The sequence below is a fragment of the Proteiniphilum sp. UBA1028 genome (assembly GCF_002316955.1).
In the GTDB taxonomy this organism is placed as follows: Bacteria; Bacteroidota; Bacteroidia; order Bacteroidales; family Dysgonomonadaceae; genus Proteiniphilum.
Window position 1 is genome coordinate 2,087 of record NZ_DCEN01000072.1, and the last position, 14,718, is coordinate 16,804.

At 52.8% G+C, this 14,718-nt stretch carries 18 protein-coding genes and 1 pseudogene; 2 read left to right on the forward strand and 17 right to left on the reverse strand.

The annotated features are described in order from the left end of the window. Positions 1-194: hypothetical protein (locus B3Z75_RS12075; RefSeq protein WP_294071980.1), on the forward strand; the 194-nt coding region annotated here is incomplete at its 5' end. Here B3Z75_RS12075 and B3Z75_RS12080 read toward each other — a convergent pair. From B3Z75_RS12080 to B3Z75_RS12160, 17 genes and pseudogenes are all read right to left on the reverse strand, one after another. Beyond that, complete coding sequence (locus tag B3Z75_RS12080; RefSeq protein WP_294071983.1) at positions 195-755, reverse strand: 2-oxoacid:acceptor oxidoreductase family protein; 561 nt, start codon at positions 753-755, stop codon at positions 195-197. 16 nt (positions 756-771) lie between these two features. After that, positions 772-1,533: a thiamine pyrophosphate-dependent enzyme gene (locus tag B3Z75_RS12085; RefSeq protein WP_294071986.1), complete on the reverse strand. Its 762-nt coding sequence runs from the start codon at positions 1,531-1,533 to the stop codon at positions 772-774. Positions 1,534-1,626: 93 nt separating this feature from the next. Beyond that, positions 1,627-1,788 (reverse strand): hypothetical protein, encoded by a 162-nt coding sequence (locus B3Z75_RS12090; protein ID WP_294071988.1) that lies wholly within the window; start codon positions 1,786-1,788, stop codon positions 1,627-1,629. A 13-nt stretch (positions 1,789-1,801) separates the two neighbouring features. After that, positions 1,802-2,884, reverse strand: a complete 1,083-nt coding sequence (locus B3Z75_RS12095; RefSeq protein ID WP_294071991.1) for a 3-methyl-2-oxobutanoate dehydrogenase subunit VorB — start codon at positions 2,882-2,884, stop codon at positions 1,802-1,804. 40 nt (positions 2,885-2,924) lie between these two features. Beyond that, positions 2,925-3,155: a 4Fe-4S dicluster domain-containing protein gene (locus B3Z75_RS12100; protein ID WP_294071994.1), complete on the reverse strand. Its 231-nt coding sequence runs from the start codon at positions 3,153-3,155 to the stop codon at positions 2,925-2,927. 104 nt (positions 3,156-3,259) lie between these two features. Beyond that, a complete protein-coding gene (locus B3Z75_RS12105) occupies positions 3,260-3,781 on the reverse strand; it encodes a KdsC family phosphatase (RefSeq protein WP_294071996.1) in 522 nt (173 codons plus the stop codon). Beyond that, positions 3,778-4,539, reverse strand: a complete 762-nt coding sequence (locus B3Z75_RS12110) for a Rossmann-like and DUF2520 domain-containing protein (RefSeq protein WP_294071998.1) — start codon at positions 4,537-4,539, stop codon at positions 3,778-3,780. The genes B3Z75_RS12105 and B3Z75_RS12110 overlap by 4 nt, the downstream gene beginning before the upstream one ends. After that, positions 4,536-5,042, reverse strand: a complete 507-nt coding sequence (locus B3Z75_RS12115; RefSeq protein ID WP_294072001.1) for a gliding motility lipoprotein GldH — start codon at positions 5,040-5,042, stop codon at positions 4,536-4,538. Before B3Z75_RS12115 ends, B3Z75_RS12110 begins: the two co-directional genes overlap by 4 nt. A 7-nt stretch (positions 5,043-5,049) precedes the next feature. Continuing rightward, positions 5,050-6,201, reverse strand: a pseudogene (locus tag B3Z75_RS12120) (PSP1 domain-containing protein); the annotation flags it as partial. Between the two features lie 106 nt (positions 6,202-6,307). Further along, entirely contained in the window at positions 6,308-7,417 is a 1,110-nt protein-coding gene (holB, locus tag B3Z75_RS12125) for a DNA polymerase III subunit delta' (RefSeq protein ID WP_294072004.1), read from the reverse strand. Beyond that, complete coding sequence (locus tag B3Z75_RS12130) at positions 7,417-8,367, reverse strand: methylenetetrahydrofolate reductase (RefSeq protein WP_294072007.1); 951 nt, start codon at positions 8,365-8,367, stop codon at positions 7,417-7,419. Before B3Z75_RS12130 ends, holB begins: the two co-directional genes overlap by 1 nt. A gap of 113 nt (positions 8,368-8,480) precedes the next feature. Then, a complete protein-coding gene (rseP, locus tag B3Z75_RS12135) occupies positions 8,481-9,803 on the reverse strand; it encodes an RIP metalloprotease RseP (RefSeq protein ID WP_294072010.1) in 1,323 nt (440 codons plus the stop codon). A gap of 9 nt (positions 9,804-9,812) precedes the next feature. Further along, positions 9,813-11,003, reverse strand: coding sequence for a 1-deoxy-D-xylulose-5-phosphate reductoisomerase (locus tag B3Z75_RS12140; protein WP_294072012.1), 1,191 nt, complete (start codon positions 11,001-11,003; stop codon positions 9,813-9,815). A gap of 80 nt (positions 11,004-11,083) precedes the next feature. Beyond that, positions 11,084-12,091: an ABC transporter ATP-binding protein gene (locus B3Z75_RS12145; protein ID WP_294072015.1), complete on the reverse strand. Its 1,008-nt coding sequence runs from the start codon at positions 12,089-12,091 to the stop codon at positions 11,084-11,086. Between the two features lie 36 nt (positions 12,092-12,127). Beyond that, positions 12,128-12,649, reverse strand: a complete 522-nt coding sequence (rimM, locus tag B3Z75_RS12150) for a ribosome maturation factor RimM (RefSeq protein ID WP_294072017.1) — start codon at positions 12,647-12,649, stop codon at positions 12,128-12,130. Positions 12,650-12,654: 5 nt separating this feature from the next. Beyond that, positions 12,655-13,248: a DUF4290 domain-containing protein gene (locus tag B3Z75_RS12155; RefSeq protein ID WP_294072019.1), complete on the reverse strand. Its 594-nt coding sequence runs from the start codon at positions 13,246-13,248 to the stop codon at positions 12,655-12,657. Between the two features lie 26 nt (positions 13,249-13,274). Further along, positions 13,275-14,222, reverse strand: a complete 948-nt coding sequence (locus tag B3Z75_RS12160) for a glucosaminidase domain-containing protein (protein WP_294072022.1) — start codon at positions 14,220-14,222, stop codon at positions 13,275-13,277. A gap of 6 nt (positions 14,223-14,228) precedes the next feature. Here B3Z75_RS12160 and cdd point away from each other — a divergent pair, with 6 nt between their 5' ends. Next, positions 14,229-14,711 (forward strand): cytidine deaminase, encoded by a 483-nt coding sequence (gene cdd, locus B3Z75_RS12165; protein WP_294072025.1) that lies wholly within the window; start codon positions 14,229-14,231, stop codon positions 14,709-14,711. The last annotated feature ends 7 nt before the right edge of the window (positions 14,712-14,718 follow it).

Sequence of the window (14,718 nt, forward strand, 5' to 3'; positions counted from 1 at the left end):
AGAGCAGGCGAAACAGCGAAGGCGCAGAAACCGGGAATACCAAAAAGAAAGTACTGGTGAAAAAGAATGCGGCAAAACAGACTTCCAATCAGACTGTTGTGCCGCAACCCAACGTCGCCACAACCGGCAAAGCGGAGAAACCGGCAAGCGAAAAGAAGAGAAAATGGAGTTGGTGGCCTTTCGGTAAGAAATGACTACACCTGCTCTGCCTGCTGTTCCTGCTGCACAATCTCCATGCCGCGCAGGATGGCCTCCTGGTTCATGGGCAACAGCTTATGGTGCCGCTCGGGCAGTGACTCCCTAAGGCCTTTCATTACATTTTCAAGTTCCACCATGGGGGATATTTTGAGCAGTCCCCCCAGCACAATCATGTTAAACACCCTGGTGTTGTCCATCTTTATGGATTCGTCCATGGCATTGACTCTGTATACATTGATATCTTTCCGTTCTACTTTTTTGTGGATGCCGTATCCATCGTAGATCAGTGCTCCGCCGGGCTTCACGCGGGCCTCGAATTTCTCGAGCGAGGGCTGATTAAGCACGATGGCGACATCAAACTGATTCACCACGGGCGAGCTGATGGGCTCGTCGGAGATGATGACCGTGACATTGGCTGTGCCGCCACGCTGCTCCGGCCCGTAAGCCGGGAACCACGATACTTCCTTCTCTTCCATCATGCCCGAATAAGCAAGGATCTTGCCCATGGACAACACTCCCTGTCCGCCGAAACCCGAAATCACTATTTCCTGTAACATGCTATCTCCTTCTTGTTTAAATGTTTTTCAAATCGCCGATGGGGTATACCGGAAACATGTTTTCCACCATCCAGTCGTTGGCTGCAGCGGGAGTCATCTTCCACCCAGCATTGCAGGTCGACACCACTTCAACGATGGATGTTCCCTTACCGGCCATGGAGTTTTCAAAAGCAAGCTTGATCATCCTCCGTGTCTTCTTCACTGCCGCAGCGGTATGCACGCTAACGCGGGTGGCCAGGCAAACACCGTCGAGCAGGGCCAGCAGCTCGAGTATTTTCAGGGGGTTGCCCATGGTCTGCACATTGCGTCCCTCGGGAGAGGTGGAGGTTTTCATATCTTTCAGCGTGGTAGGTGCCATCTGGCCGCCCGTCATCCCGTAGATACCGTTGTTGATGAAGATGATGGCGATATTCTCACCGCGGTTGGCAGCATGGATGGTCTCCGCTGTGCCGATGGCCGCCAGGTCACCGTCGCCCTGATAGGTGAACACCATCTTGTCGGGCAGGAGCCGCTTGGTGGCTGTGGCCAGCGCGGGAGCACGGCCGTGAGCCGCCTCCTGCCAGTCGATATCGATGTAATTATAGGCAAACACGGCACAACCCACCGGTGCAATGCCGATGGTTTTCTCCTGCAGCCCCAGTTCCTGAATGACTTCGGCAACAACCTTGTGCACCACGCCGTGCGAACAACCGGGGCAGTAATGCATGTGGTTGTTGTTCATGAGTTCCGGCTTGGCGTATACCAGGTTCTCAGGGCTTATTATTTGATTTGTTTTCATACAATTAAACTATTGACTTTCAAAAAAATAGCGCAAAACTCGCTTTAACCACACACTTGTGTGATAATGATTGTCATGCGCGTTTCCTACCATTTATTTTTTGCTGAACCGGTAGATAAGGTAAAATATCACCGCTGCGCCACCGAAATACCAGGTGAGCCTCATATCCTGGGCGGACGAGAAATAAACGACGATGGTCGCTACAAAAGCCAGCAAGAAGAGAAGCAAAAAAATGTTTCTGATTTTTGGATCCATGACGGTACCTTTTTTATTGGACAATTTTTTCTTTTAATGCCGCAAGCACCCCTTCGGGAGTGGGAACGATGCCTCCCAGCCTGCCGTAATGGGCGACCGGAATTTGTCCGTTCACCGCGAGGCGGACATCCTCTACCATCTGCCCGGCATTCAGCTCAACGGTGAGCATTCCCTTCACCCTGCCGCTATGGGCTTGCAGGACCTCCGATGGAAAGGGCCACAGCGTAATGGGACGGACCAGGCCGACCCTGATGCCTTCCTTTCGCGCCAGATCGATGGTCTTCAGACAGATGCGTGCTGCGGAGCCAAAGGCCACCAGCAGATAATCGGCATCGTCGCATTTCACCTCTTCGTAGCGTACTTCCGTTGCCTCCACCACACGGTACTTGGCCTGGAAGCGTTCGTTATTCTTCTCCATCGCTGCCGAATCGAGCTCGAGCGAGGTGATGATATTGGGCTTTCTGTCGGCCGTCTTGCCGAGGGTGGCCCAGGGACACTGCTCACGGATCTCCTCCTCCGTTCTGCGGCGACGCCAGGCTGGCAGCTTCACCTTCTCCATCATCTGTCCGATCACCCCGTCGGTGAGTATCATGGCCGGGTTACGGTACTTAAAGGCCAGGTCAAAAGCAAGCCCCACAAAGTCGGCCATCTCCTGCACCGAGCTGGGTGCCAGCGTAATAAGCTTATAGTCGCCGTGTCCGCCCCCCTTTACCGTCTGGAAGTAGTCGGCTTGCGACGGCTGTATGGTACCCAGCCCGGGGCCACCACGCTGCACGTTCACGATCAGTGCCGGCAGCTCTGCTCCGGCCATATAGGAGATGCCCTCCTGCTTGAGACTGATGCCGGGGCTTGAGGAGGAGGTCATGGCATACTTACCGCAGGCAGCACCACCATATACCATGTTGATGGCGGCCACCTCGCTTTCAGCTTGCAGGACGACCATTCCCGTGGTTTTCCAGGGAGCAGCCTCCATGAGGGTTTCGATGATTTCGGATTGGGGTGTGATGGGATAACCAAAGTAGCCATCCACGCCGTAACGTATTGCCGCATAGGCAATGGCTTCGTTTCCCTTCATCAATGCTATTTCTTCTGACATAATGTTCCTTTTACGCGTTGTTTCTCATTGAGATAAAAGATTATCCAACCTTTACCTTGTAGACCGTCAGACATCCGTCCGGACACACATATCCGCAGTTGGCGCAGCCGATGCAATCGTCCTCGTTCTTCATATATACATAATGATAACCGCGGTCGTTTACTTCGCGCGGCTGCAGCTCGAGCACGTCGGTGGGACAAGCCACCACACAGAGATCGCAGCCCTTACAGCGGCCTGTGTTTACCTCTACATAACCCTTGAATTTTGCCATTATCTGGAGTGGTTTTTTTTATTGTTACAAATATAACGCATGTTTCTTAAGCGCTCAATTTTTAAATGTTAATTTTTGGTCCGGGGGTGTTGTCAACGTTGCTTTTACCATCCAAAAGCCTCCTCGTCCATCCAGCAGTCCTGGACTTTCAGCACCTGCTCGATCACGTCGCGTGCCACGCCCTGCCCCCCCAATTTGGGAGAGACATACGTTGCAATGGCCCTGATCTCGGGTGCAGCATCGCACGGGGCAACGGGCAGGCCCACCTCCTTCATCACCTTGTAGTCGGGCATATCGTCCCCCGCGAAGAGGATTTCTTCGGGGCGATAGCCTGTTTTTTGCAGGTAATGGTGGAAGTCGTTCAGCTTGATGGACGACTTCAGGTAGATATCGGTGACCCCCAGCGACTCGTATCGTATCCGCACTGCCCGGGAGTTGCCGCCGGTGATGATGGCCACGCCATAGCCACGTTTCACGGCCAGGTTCATTGCATAGCCATCGTGTATATTGGCCGTACGCAACGGCTCTCCCTCCGACGACATGGGAATGGTCTGACAGGAAAGGACCCCGTCGACATCAAAAATAAAAGCTTTGATCTTCTTCAGATCGTAGTTGATGGCGCTCATATAGAATGTTTGTGAATACTTTTGCTGATTAATGTATAGAGTTCTTTCGTCTCCGGATCGGGGAGCAGCGAGAGGTGCCTGCGCATCACCTCTTCATCGAAACGTATGGCAGGACCCGTTTGTGCTGCCTGCGGCGCCATCTCCGTCACCTTGGCGGCAGTTTCGGCAATAAGAGGCAACAGCAGGTCGAACGGAAGGCCTTCCCTCCCAATGATCTCCGATGCCAGCGTATACATGTGATTTACGAAGTTGCATGCGTATACGGCAGCCAGATGCAGCGTTCGTCTTTTTTCGCCGGAGAGGCGGCGGACATTGCGGGAGAGGGATCCTGCCAGCTCCTCCAATAAGCGGGTCGTGGCGGGATTGCTTCCCTCAATAAAAAGGGGGATGGAGGCAAAGTCTACTTTCCGCTGCTTGCTGAAGGTCTGCAAAGGGTAGATCACCCCATGTTCCGCCTTGCGGGCTGCAAATAGATCCATTGACAGGCTGCCGGCGGTATGTGCCCAGACACCCTCTGTGGGCGGCATTTGCCGGACGACAGCAGGCAGTGCATCGTCCTTCACCGAGAAGATGTAGAGGTCGGCATCCAGGCGGATCTGTTCCAGATTATTTACCGCCTCGGCCCCTGTTTCTCCGGCAAGCAATGTGGCATTCTCCATCGTTCTGCTGTATACCTGGACAATGTTGTTTCCCGCAGCTTTGCAGGCTGCAGCCAGATGTGTCGCCAGATTACCGGCTCCTATGAACACTATTTTCATCTCTCTCCTTTTCCAACTGCTACTTTAATTCCTATCCTTTCGATGCCCGGCAGGGGGTCTGCCTCCATAGCCTGTTGTAGATGAACAACATAGCGCGAGGCGGTATCGAGGGGCAGCGACGAAAAGAGGGGCAGCGACAGCTGATTCAGCCCTCCTGCGCCACTCCCCAGCCAGCGGCCGTAGTCGTCAGCGATCCGGAAATGCACTGTATCGCTCCGCAAGAGTGTATCGGTAAAATTATGAGTTACCTTCAGCCAGAGATCGCGATAGGGGTAAGAGAGGCTCGTGGTTATCTCGATGGATACATCGTAGTTTTCTCCCGGCTGCAGCGCCAGGGAATCCATGGGGAAGCAGATGGTGCTGTCACGAATCCACTTGCCTTTGTCGATATGCCGGAAGCGGTAATAGGCCTCTCCTTCCGTACAGGAAAGCGAAAACGCAAATAGCAGGAGCACCGGAAAAAGGAGGGCGCTACGCATCTTTCTCTCCTGTAGGGCGCTCACCACGCCTGTTTCTGTTGCCCGACGGTTGATCGGGACGTCTTCTGCGGGGCTTTCTTCTTTTATTTGTCTTTTTCCGTTCATCATCGAAGCGGGTGATACTCTGATCTTCAAGTATGTCGCCGGCGAACTCACCCTCAGCCCGAGCTTTATCGTCCGTATCGGTGGTCAGCTTGAGCGGTTTCTTTCCTTTTTTATTCATCGCGATGATCTCGAAGACCCGTTCTTTGGAGATCGTCTCCAGGTTGCTGGCGTTGAACTTGTCGGAGGAATAGGTGATCATCCCTGCGAAGATATCGGTCTTGAAGTGATAATAATCGGCATCCCTGGTCTCCAGCACGATCTCGCGCGACGGCATGCCGCGCTGTGCTTCCACATAAGCATCTACCTCGTAGTTCAGGCAGCATTTAAGCTTGCCACATTGTCCTGCCAGCTTCTGTGGGTTGATGGAGATATCCTGGTAACGCGCAGCCGACGTGGAGACCGAAACAAAGCTGGGCATCCAGCTGCTACAGCACATTTCGCGTCCACAGGGTCCAATGCCGCCAATGCGGCCTGCCTCCTGACGGGCGCCGATCTGCTTCATCTCGATCTTTACCCTGAACTCGCTTGCCAGCACCTTGATTAGCTGCCGGAAGTCTACCCGCTCATCGGCAATATAATAAAAGATGGCCTTGTTGCCGTCTCCCTGATATTCGACGTCGCCGATCTTCATCTGCAGGCCCAGTTCTTCGGCGATCTGGCGGGCACGGATCATGGTAGGCTGTTCGCGCGCCTTTGCCTGTTCGTATTTCTCCAGATCGGTAGCCCGCGCTATTCGATAGACGCGCTTGAGGCCACCGTTTGCATCCTCCCGAAAGTTGTATTTCTTCATTTGCAGCTCCACCAGCTTGCCGGTGAGGGTCACCGTCCCGATGTCGTGACCCGGCACAGACTCGACGGCCACCAGGTCGCCCAGTTGCAGTTCCAGGTCGTTGCTGTTGATGTAGTACCCCTTGCGGGTATTTTTAAACTGTACTTCCACCATCTTCGAGAGATCCTGAAATTCCGGAAAATCGTGCAGCCAGTCGTAAATGTGAAGTTTGTTATTATGGGGTGTGCAGCCTTTACAGCTTTTGGTATTTCTTGCGGTCACGGTCTTGATGGGGACGATATCCGCCATTTTATCAGATAAAATTTCTTTGTCCATATATATAAATTCGCTTTTCGATGGCCGGTAAGCGAAACTTTTTGATATTTAAAAATAAAACAGAGTGCAAGTTACAAAATTATTTTCTTAATAACACGGTAACTTTTAAACAAAGATCGAGGAAAATAATCTTTGCATTGCCGTTTTGCTCTATCTGCCGGTGTGCCAGCGAAAACTCGTCGCTGAAAGCTTCGATGTTCCGCTCGTTGATGTAAGGGGAAAAACGCTCACCAAACTGACGTTCATCTTCATTCAGGTAGAGCATTGCCGGCTCGCGGAGGTTGCTCACGAAGTATTCCCGGAACATGCGCAGTGCATAGAGAAGGTAGCTCTTCTGCATCTCGCGGCCAATGCCGGCCAGTTCGGCAGCCGTTTCTTTGATGGTTTTGATGTTGCCCGACACCGATGTGCGCATCATCTTTACAAACAGGTCGAAGAAGTAGCGGGTCTCCTGGGAGGAGGTAATCAGTTCAATGGCTTTGGTGAAGCTGCCGTTAGCGATATGGGCGCAAGACTTGGCGTCGGCGTGATCGAGGCTGTATCGCTGCTGCAGGGCATCCACAATCTCGTTGTTTTCGATGGCACGGATATGAAGGGGCTGGCAGCGCGACCAGATAGTCTGCAGCACGTTCTCCCGGTCTTCCGACACGAGTAGGAAGACCGTATTTTCAGGCGGTTCCTCAATCATCTTCAGCAGCTTGTTGGCACAGGCGTCGTGCATCTTTTCGGGCAGCCAGACGATCATAATCTTGTAGGGAGCTTCATAAACCTTCAGGTTGAGCTTGCGGATGATCTCATCGCTCTCCTTGGCGTAGATCACGCCCTGGGCGTTTTCTGCCCGGATGAAGGCAAGCCATTGATTGAGGTTGAAATAGCTGTTTTGCGACAGGAACTCACGCCATTGCGGCAGGTACTCGTCGCTCACCTTCGACTTCACCACCGGGAATACAAAGTGCAGGTCGGGGTGTGCCAGCTTGTCGAACTTGTGACAGGAGGGGCACGCTCCGCACGCGTCCTCGTCACCACGGTTTGCGCAGTTGAGGTAACGCGCGTAGGCGATGGCCAGCGGGAGCTTCCCCACCCCTTCGGGTCCGTAAAAGATGCGGGCATGTGGTACGAGGCCCCGCCGTACGGAGCCGGTAAGATGCTGTTTTACATCGTGGAGCCCTATGACATCGCTGAAATACATCAATAAATTGCACTTGCTACCTTGTGTACACTCTCCGTGGCCATCAACGCATAAAAATGGATGCCGGGGACATGATGCTGCATCAGCTCCTTGCATTGGGCGATACACCAGGCCACGCCCACCTCCCTAGCTTCGTCGTCGTCTTTGCACCGGCGCAGCTCCTTTTCCAGGTCGGCCGGAATATCGGAGCGAAAAACCTTCGGCAACACGGTAAGCTGGTTCTTCAGGTGGATGGGTTTTATTCCGGGGATGATGGGCACGGTAATCCCCGCGGCACGGCATCGATCAACAAAGGCGAAGTACTTGCTGTTGTCGAAAAACATCTGGGTGACCAGGTAGTCGGCGCCCTGATCCACTTTCATCTTGGTGTAGTAGATCTCCGACTCCATGTTGGGTGACTCCTCGTGTTTCTCCGGGTAGCAGGCCATGCCGTATGTGAAGGGTATTTCGGGTGGCGTGAGGGTGGAGCCATCGTAGGCAATGCCTTTATTGAAGTTGTTCACCTGCTCCTGGAGGCCGGTGGCGTGCTGGTGAGAGTCCATGCTCTTTTGCCCGGCATCCAGCTTTTTGGTATCTCCCCGCAGCAGCAGCAGGTCGGTCACTCCCAAAAAAGAAAGGTCGATCAGAGCATACTCTGTCTCCTCCTTCGAGAATCCCTGCGAGATGATGTGGGGCACAGCCCTGATGCCATAGCGGTTTTGGATGGCGGCAGCAATGGCTACCGACCCCGGGCGCTTGCGTACATTCACCTTCCGGAATATTCCCCGTTCATCCTCCTTATATTCGTTCTCGCTGTGGTGCGTGGTGATGTTAATGTATTTCGGATCGAACTCCTTCAGCCGGTCTATCGCATTGAACACCTGCTGAATGCTATTTCCCCTCAATGGAGGAAGCAGCTCAAACGAGAAGGTTGTCTTTCCCTCTTTTTCGAAAAATTCCGAAATCTTCATGTTTCATTCTCCTTTCTGTTTGGATCCTCTTCGATCCGTTTTCCGGATGGACCATTTAACCCTTATTGCGGCCCAGCCGGATTTTATGTATTTTAAATTACTTCTTTTGTTGTTTAATTAAAAATGGCCCTGACCACGTCCATGCCGTTGGCATACAATACCAGGCCCAGCAGGAGGATCATGCCGGCTATCTGCGCATACTCCATAAACTTTTCGTTTGGCTTGCGACGGACGACCACCTCGTAGATAAGGAACATCACATGTCCGCCGTCGAGAGCGGGAATGGGCAGGATGTTCATGAAGGCGAGGATAACCGACAGGAAGGCGGTCATCATCCAGAATGCCTGCCAGTTCCACTGTGCGGGAAACAGGTTTCCGATGGCGCCGAAGCCTCCAAGCGAAGAGGCGCCCTCCTTGGTGAATACATATTTGAACTGAGCGATATAATCTTTCAGCGTCTGTATGCCCATTTTCATTCCTGCCGGGAACGATTCGAAGAAGCCATAGGTGAGGGTGACCGTTTTATAAACCTGAGGAGCCCCCATGGCATAGAAGCCCAGCGTACCGGCCGAGTCGACCTGTATGACGGTGGTATGCAGCGAGCCGCTGCGGTAATAATCGAGCGTCACCTGGCTATTGCGGTTCCTGTCGAGCGCCGTGCGCAGGTCACCAAACAGCGGCGTGGCCACGCCATTCACGCCAACGATGCTATCTCCGCGCATCAGTCCTGCCTTTTGGGCAGCGCTCCCCTCCATCGCTTCGTACACCACGGCAGGGACACGGTAGTTGGCAAAGCCCTCCTTGTCGGTAAGCAGATTTTGCATCAGCCTTTCGGGGATGTCGAGCTCCACCTCTTGTCCGTTACGCAGAACGGTGACCGTGGTGGCATCTGCCACATCGAGCAGTGTGCGTACGCCAAAGCGCTCCAGCTCCTTATCGTCGGCCCGCAACAGAATATCGCCATCCTGAAAACCGGCATTTCTGGCAGCCTGGCTAAACTCCATCCCCTGGGTCACATTTTTAAGCGGGAGGTAGGTATCGTTCCAGGTAAAGAGCACCATCGAGTAGATAAAAAAGGCCAGCAGCAGGTTGAAAAGCACCCCGGCGACCATCACCAGCAGTCGCTGCCAGGCAGGCTTGGAGCGAAACTCCCAGGGCTGGGCAGGCTGAGCCATCTGTTCCTTGTCCATCGACTCGTCGATCATGCCCGAAATCTTCACGTAGCCGCCGAGGGGCAGCCATCCTATCCCGTACTCTGTATGGCTCTTTTTGGGTTTGTATCTGAAAAGAGCAAACCAGGGATCAAAAAAGAGATAAAACTTCTCTACCCTGATTTTGAACATCCGCGCGAAAATAAAATGGCCGAACTCGTGGACCACGACCAGTATCGATAAACTCAGAATGAGTTGCAGCGCCTTAATTAAAAATGTCTCCATTATGTGTAACTACTTGTTTACGTTGTTGATTGATTGCAAATTTCTATATGTTGATTTTACGAACTCCCTAGTCTCCTGATCGGTGTGCAGATAATCGTCGAGGAGAGGTTTCTTCACAAAGGTGACCCGCTGCATTGCCTGTTCAATCAGGCGGCTCATCTGCACAAAGCCGATGCGTTCCTCCAAAAACAGGGATACGGCCACTTCATTTGCCGCATTGAGGATGCAGGGCATGTTTCCTCCTGCGCGGATAGCCTCGTAGGCATAAAGCAGGTTCGGGAACCTGTCCATGTCGGGCTGCTCGAAGGTAAGCTGCGCCAGCTTAACGAAGTCCAGCGGCGCGATGCCGGACTCCAGCCGGTGGGGATAGGAGAAGGCATACTGAATGGGCAGGCGCATGTCGGGCTGCCCCAGCTGGGCCATCACCGAGCCGTCTTCGAACTGCACCATGGAGTGAATAATGGACTGAGGGTGCACCAGCACCTCTATCTGTTCGGGATCTACCCCAAAAAGCCACTTGGCCTCGATCATCTCGAACCCTTTGTTCATCATGGTGGATGAGTCGATGGTGACCTTGTCACCCATGTTCCAGTTGGGATGAGCCAGTGCCTCCGCTTTGGATACTGTCTTCAGCGCTTCTTTCGAATATGTCCTGAAGGGACCGCCGGAAGCTGTGAGCAGGATCTTATCGATCCTGTTGTTTCCCTCTCCGTTGAGGCACTGAAAAATAGCGGAATGCTCCGAATCGACCGGCAGAATGGGAGTCCGGTGCTTCAGTGCCAGCGAGGTGATCAGCTCTCCGGCTACGACCAGCGTCTCCTTATTGGCCAAAGCGATCGCTTTCCCTGCCGTGATGGCGTTGATGGTAGGTTTTAATCCGCAGAAGCCGACCATGGCAGTGAGTACCATGTCGATCGCGGCATCCTGCACCACCTCCTCAATAGCGCTGCTACCGCACCACACTTTGATGGGCAGGTCGCTCAGCGCCTCTTTCAGTTGTTCGTACCGTGACTCGTTCGCAATCACCACTACCTCGGGGAGGAAGGTGCGTGCCTGTTGTATGAGAAGCTCCACCTGGTTATTGGCGACCAGGGCGTATGCAGCAAACCTGTCGGGATGCCGCGAAATAACGTCCAGTGCCTGTGTCCCGATGGAACCCGTTGAGCCCAATATGGCGATGTTTCGTTTTTTTACTTCCATGCAGAAAGCTGATTGACCCATAAATCGTGCAAAGATAATAAAAATAAGGGTTTTTTGATGGCCGAAAATCCCCGGATTTGCTATTTTACCGCGAAAGCGGAAATCTGCTGCAGTGCCTCCCCGATGCTGTGCGTCACCACACTCCTGCCTTCGCAGGTAATGACCCAGCACCGCCTTTCTTCATCCACAACCAGTTCGACGGGAGCTTCGGAGGCGATCCTGTACCCTTTTCTTGTGAGTGCCTTGGTGGTCCAGCGGGCCATCAGGCTGCCGGGATGTTGCACCCGGGTGGCGATGGACTTGTCGAGAAGCTTCTGTACGACAAAGCTGCCGTACTCTTTATCGAATTCGTAGGAGGGGTGATGAAAGACGCTGTCGAAGATGCCATTGAGCACCATGTCTTCGGGCACTCCCACGGTGACCCCCTTCTCCTTCTCCATGAGCCACAGCTTGTCGGCCACTTGCATGGCTGTCTCCAGCTCATGGGTAGAGATAAATATGGTTTTCCCCGTTTCCCTCGCCAGCTTTTGCAGCAGCAGCATGATGTGGATGCGGTTGGGCAGGTCGAGGTGCGAGGTAGGCTCGTCGAGGAGGATCACCGGAGTATCCTGTGCCAGTGCGCGGGCAATAAAGACCCGTTGCCGCTCTCCATCGGACAGCTCGTGAATGTTTCTCTGCTCAAATCCTTCAAGATAGGTCATTTCCATGGCCTCGGCAATAATGCGGTCGTCCTCCTCGGACAGGCTTCCCAACCACCCTGTATAGGGGTCGCGTCCGATAGAAATCAGCTCCCTCACGGTGAATGACGCTACCGGCTGCTGCTCCGTGAGCACCACGGAAAGGAGCCTGGCCCTCTTTTTGGGGGATATCTCCGTCAGGTTTTCGCCATTGAACAGCATGGCCCCCTGCAGTATCGGCTGCAGACAAGCTATGGATCGCAGCAGGGTGGACTTTCCGCAGCCGTTCTTTCCGATCAGTGCGATCAACTCCCCCTCTCCTGCCGTAAGGGAAAGATCGTGCTGTACGATCTTTGTCCCCCTGCTGGCAGGATAACCGATGCTGACATGTAAAAGCTGAAGAAAGGGCATGTTGTTTCGAATTCCGGAAGCCGTCGCAGGTTGTTTTTACTCCTCTGTCAACCCTTCCGGGAGGTACATCTCAAGGAGTTTTTTTCCCTCATCGACAGCCACAATAAAATCTTCCGTTGCAGGTATTAGATATTCACTCCCGTCTTTTTCAACCACAAACAGCACGTTGATGGTTGTGCTGTCTACCTCCCGGATGGTACCGATTGTTTCGCCATACTGATCCACAATGGAATATCCCACAAAGAATTCCCAGTCGTCGCTACTCTGAGTACGCACCGCACTCACTATGTCGCGGGAAAGAAAAACGTCGGTGTTCACATAACGCGAAGCTTGCTTCTCGTCGTTCACATCCTCGAACTTCACCCGTGCAGAGGTATCGGTGGTATAGGTGAACTCTTCCACAAAAAAGGGTACGGGGATACCCTCTATTTCCAGGAAATAGAACTCTGTGTCGAGATCGGCGTACTCTGCCTTGCGGAAGAGAATTATGATCTCACCTCTGATGCCGTACGGCTTCTGCGTACGTCCCACCTGAAGGATATCTTCGCCGGGAATCATCTGCGTTATCTTTTACGTTGGTACTTGATGTTCTTGAGCTTATCGCGGCTGTTATTCAGCTTCACTTCGGGGATCGAGTGCGTGTCGGCATTCAATTTTATCTTACCGCCCGACAGGTCGTACAAGTCGTGAAATATCTTTTCGTCGTCGGCCTCCTTGTTCCACTGCGAATAGGAGCGCTTCATCTGGCTTAGCAGCATTTTGAGAAGATGGTTCTTCTTCTCACCCTCCTCCATGTCGGCAGCAATTTTGATCATCCGCTCCAGTATTTTGCCATAATGACGATACTTCATGGTGGGCCTGCTATAATCGAGATGTCCGGGATTGGTATAGAGCTCCTCCCGCGTGATGATCTCGTAGGGATAGTCGATCTCCAGCTTAAAGTCAGACATGATGGCCAGATGATCCCAGAGAATATGTTTAAAGTTGTTCACATCACGCAGGTGCGGAAACATACTTCCCATGATGTCGATGACGGTGTAGGCACATTTCTTTCGTTCTTCCGGATCTTTGATCGAAACACAGTGGTCGACCATATTCTGGATGTTGCGCCCATATTCCGGCAACAGCAGTTTTTCTTTTTGGGTGTTGTATTGCATTTTTATAAAGTTTTATTCGTTTTATTTTATCTCAGCTTCAGCCGATCTCCCTCTTCCGGAACGTATTCGTAACTTTTTTTGTTCAGCCGGTACAGGTTTCTCAGCTGAATACCATATTGCTGCGAGATGCTGTACATCGACTCGCCCACCTGTACGGTATGATACTCATAAGGCTTGTCGGCACGAGTCTTTTTTTTCTGAAAATAGACAATGTCGCCTTCGCTCAGCGGAAAATCTTCGGGCACCTCGTTGTACTTCAGCAGTTCTTTTTCACCAAAACCAAACTCCCGGGCAATGCTGGCGTACGAGTCGCCATTCAGGGCAATCACATACACCAGGCCGTGGGTGATGTAGGGCTGGTGTGTCCAGGTCACCTGCGCCGTCTCCCGCATCCGTTGCGACTGCCGCTCACTGCGGCTGATCCCTTTGCGGTACTTTCTGTCGTCGAAGCGATACAGTTCGTAGTCTTCGATAAGCTTGATCAGCTTATTAGCGTAAGCCTTGTCGGTGGCATAGCCCGACTTCTGAAGTCCTCTTGCCCATCCTTTGTAATCGGTGATGGAGAGCTCAAACAGCATCTTGTAACGGCTTCCGTTGATCAGAAACTCGGAGTGATCCTGATAAGAATCTTCCACACGGTCGTACCTCCGGAAGCAGTCGTTGGGCAAATCATCGGCAGCATATACCGAGGGCCCTCTCCAGCCTTGGTGGCACTTGATGCCAAAGTGATTGTTGGAGCGCCGTGCCAGGTCGCTTAACCCCGCACCGGACTCCAGAATACCCTGTGCTAGAGTGATGGAGGCAGGAATCTTGTACCGCTCCATATGGTCAATGGCCAGGTCGCTGTAGCGGCCAATATAATCTTCGTAGGTCCTCACCCTGTGTTGTGCAGACAGACCATCCGCCACAAAGAAAAAAGAGAGAAGGGCAAAGAACGGTAAAATATAGTTATATTTGCGTGACAAAATCTGCATGAGGATATGAGAGAAATCAATTTAACCACAAAGATAGCTGTTTATCTGTTAGAGGAATGCTCCGAAGTGGAAAAAAAATTAATCGACGCCGCAAAAAATGCCACACAAAAAGCGTACGCACCTTATTCACAGTTCAGGGTAGGTGCAGCCGTATTGTTGGAGAACGGCGAGGTGATTGCGGGAAACAACCAGGAGAACGCCGCTTATCCATCTGGCCTGTGCGCCGAGCGGACTGCGCTTTTCTTTGCCAACGCCTCCCGCCCCGACCAAAAGGTGGTGGCCATTGCCATTGCTGCCTGGCACAACGGCCAGTTTACCCGCGACGTAATCACCCCCTGCGGTGCCTGCCGTCAGGTACTGCTGGAGGTGGAAAACCGCTTTCACTCCAGCGTAAAAATACTAATGTCCAGCGAAGATGGCATCTATGCGACAAGCTCCGCCAGGGAGTTGCTGCCGCTCAGCTTTGGGGATGAGATGCTAAAGAAATAAAAAGGCT

Excerpts from the sequence above, each read along its gene's own strand:
- cdd (WP_294072025.1), top strand. The coding sequence starts at position 14,229 with ATGAGAGAAATCAATTTAACCACAAAGATAGCTGTTTATCTGTTAGAG.
- rseP (WP_294072010.1), bottom strand. The coding sequence starts at position 9,803 with ATGGAGACATTTTTAATTAAGGCGCTGCAACTCATTCTGAGTTTATCG.
- B3Z75_RS12140 (WP_294072012.1), bottom strand. The coding sequence starts at position 11,003 with ATGGAAGTAAAAAAACGAAACATCGCCATATTGGGCTCAACGGGTTCC.
- holB (WP_294072004.1), bottom strand. The coding sequence starts at position 7,417 with ATGTATTTCAGCGATGTCATAGGGCTCCACGATGTAAAACAGCATCTT.
- B3Z75_RS12130 (WP_294072007.1), bottom strand. The coding sequence starts at position 8,367 with ATGAAGATTTCGGAATTTTTCGAAAAAGAGGGAAAGACAACCTTCTCG.
- rimM (WP_294072017.1), bottom strand. The coding sequence starts at position 12,649 with ATGATTCCCGGCGAAGATATCCTTCAGGTGGGACGTACGCAGAAGCCG.
- B3Z75_RS12110 (WP_294071998.1), bottom strand. The coding sequence starts at position 4,539 with ATGAAAATAGTGTTCATAGGAGCCGGTAATCTGGCGACACATCTGGCT.
- B3Z75_RS12105 (WP_294071996.1), bottom strand. The coding sequence starts at position 3,781 with ATGAGCGCCATCAACTACGATCTGAAGAAGATCAAAGCTTTTATTTTT.
- B3Z75_RS12155 (WP_294072019.1), bottom strand. The coding sequence starts at position 13,248 with ATGCAATACAACACCCAAAAAGAAAAACTGCTGTTGCCGGAATATGGG.
- B3Z75_RS12090 (WP_294071988.1), bottom strand. The coding sequence starts at position 1,788 with ATGGATCCAAAAATCAGAAACATTTTTTTGCTTCTCTTCTTGCTGGCT.
- B3Z75_RS12100 (WP_294071994.1), bottom strand. The coding sequence starts at position 3,155 with ATGGCAAAATTCAAGGGTTATGTAGAGGTAAACACAGGCCGCTGTAAG.
- B3Z75_RS12085 (WP_294071986.1), bottom strand. The coding sequence starts at position 1,533 with ATGAAAACAAATCAAATAATAAGCCCTGAGAACCTGGTATACGCCAAG.
- B3Z75_RS12145 (WP_294072015.1), bottom strand. The coding sequence starts at position 12,091 with ATGCCCTTTCTTCAGCTTTTACATGTCAGCATCGGTTATCCTGCCAGC.
- B3Z75_RS12160 (WP_294072022.1), bottom strand. The coding sequence starts at position 14,222 with ATGCAGATTTTGTCACGCAAATATAACTATATTTTACCGTTCTTTGCC.
- B3Z75_RS12080 (WP_294071983.1), bottom strand. The coding sequence starts at position 755 with ATGTTACAGGAAATAGTGATTTCGGGTTTCGGCGGACAGGGAGTGTTG.
- B3Z75_RS12095 (WP_294071991.1), bottom strand. The coding sequence starts at position 2,884 with ATGTCAGAAGAAATAGCATTGATGAAGGGAAACGAAGCCATTGCCTAT.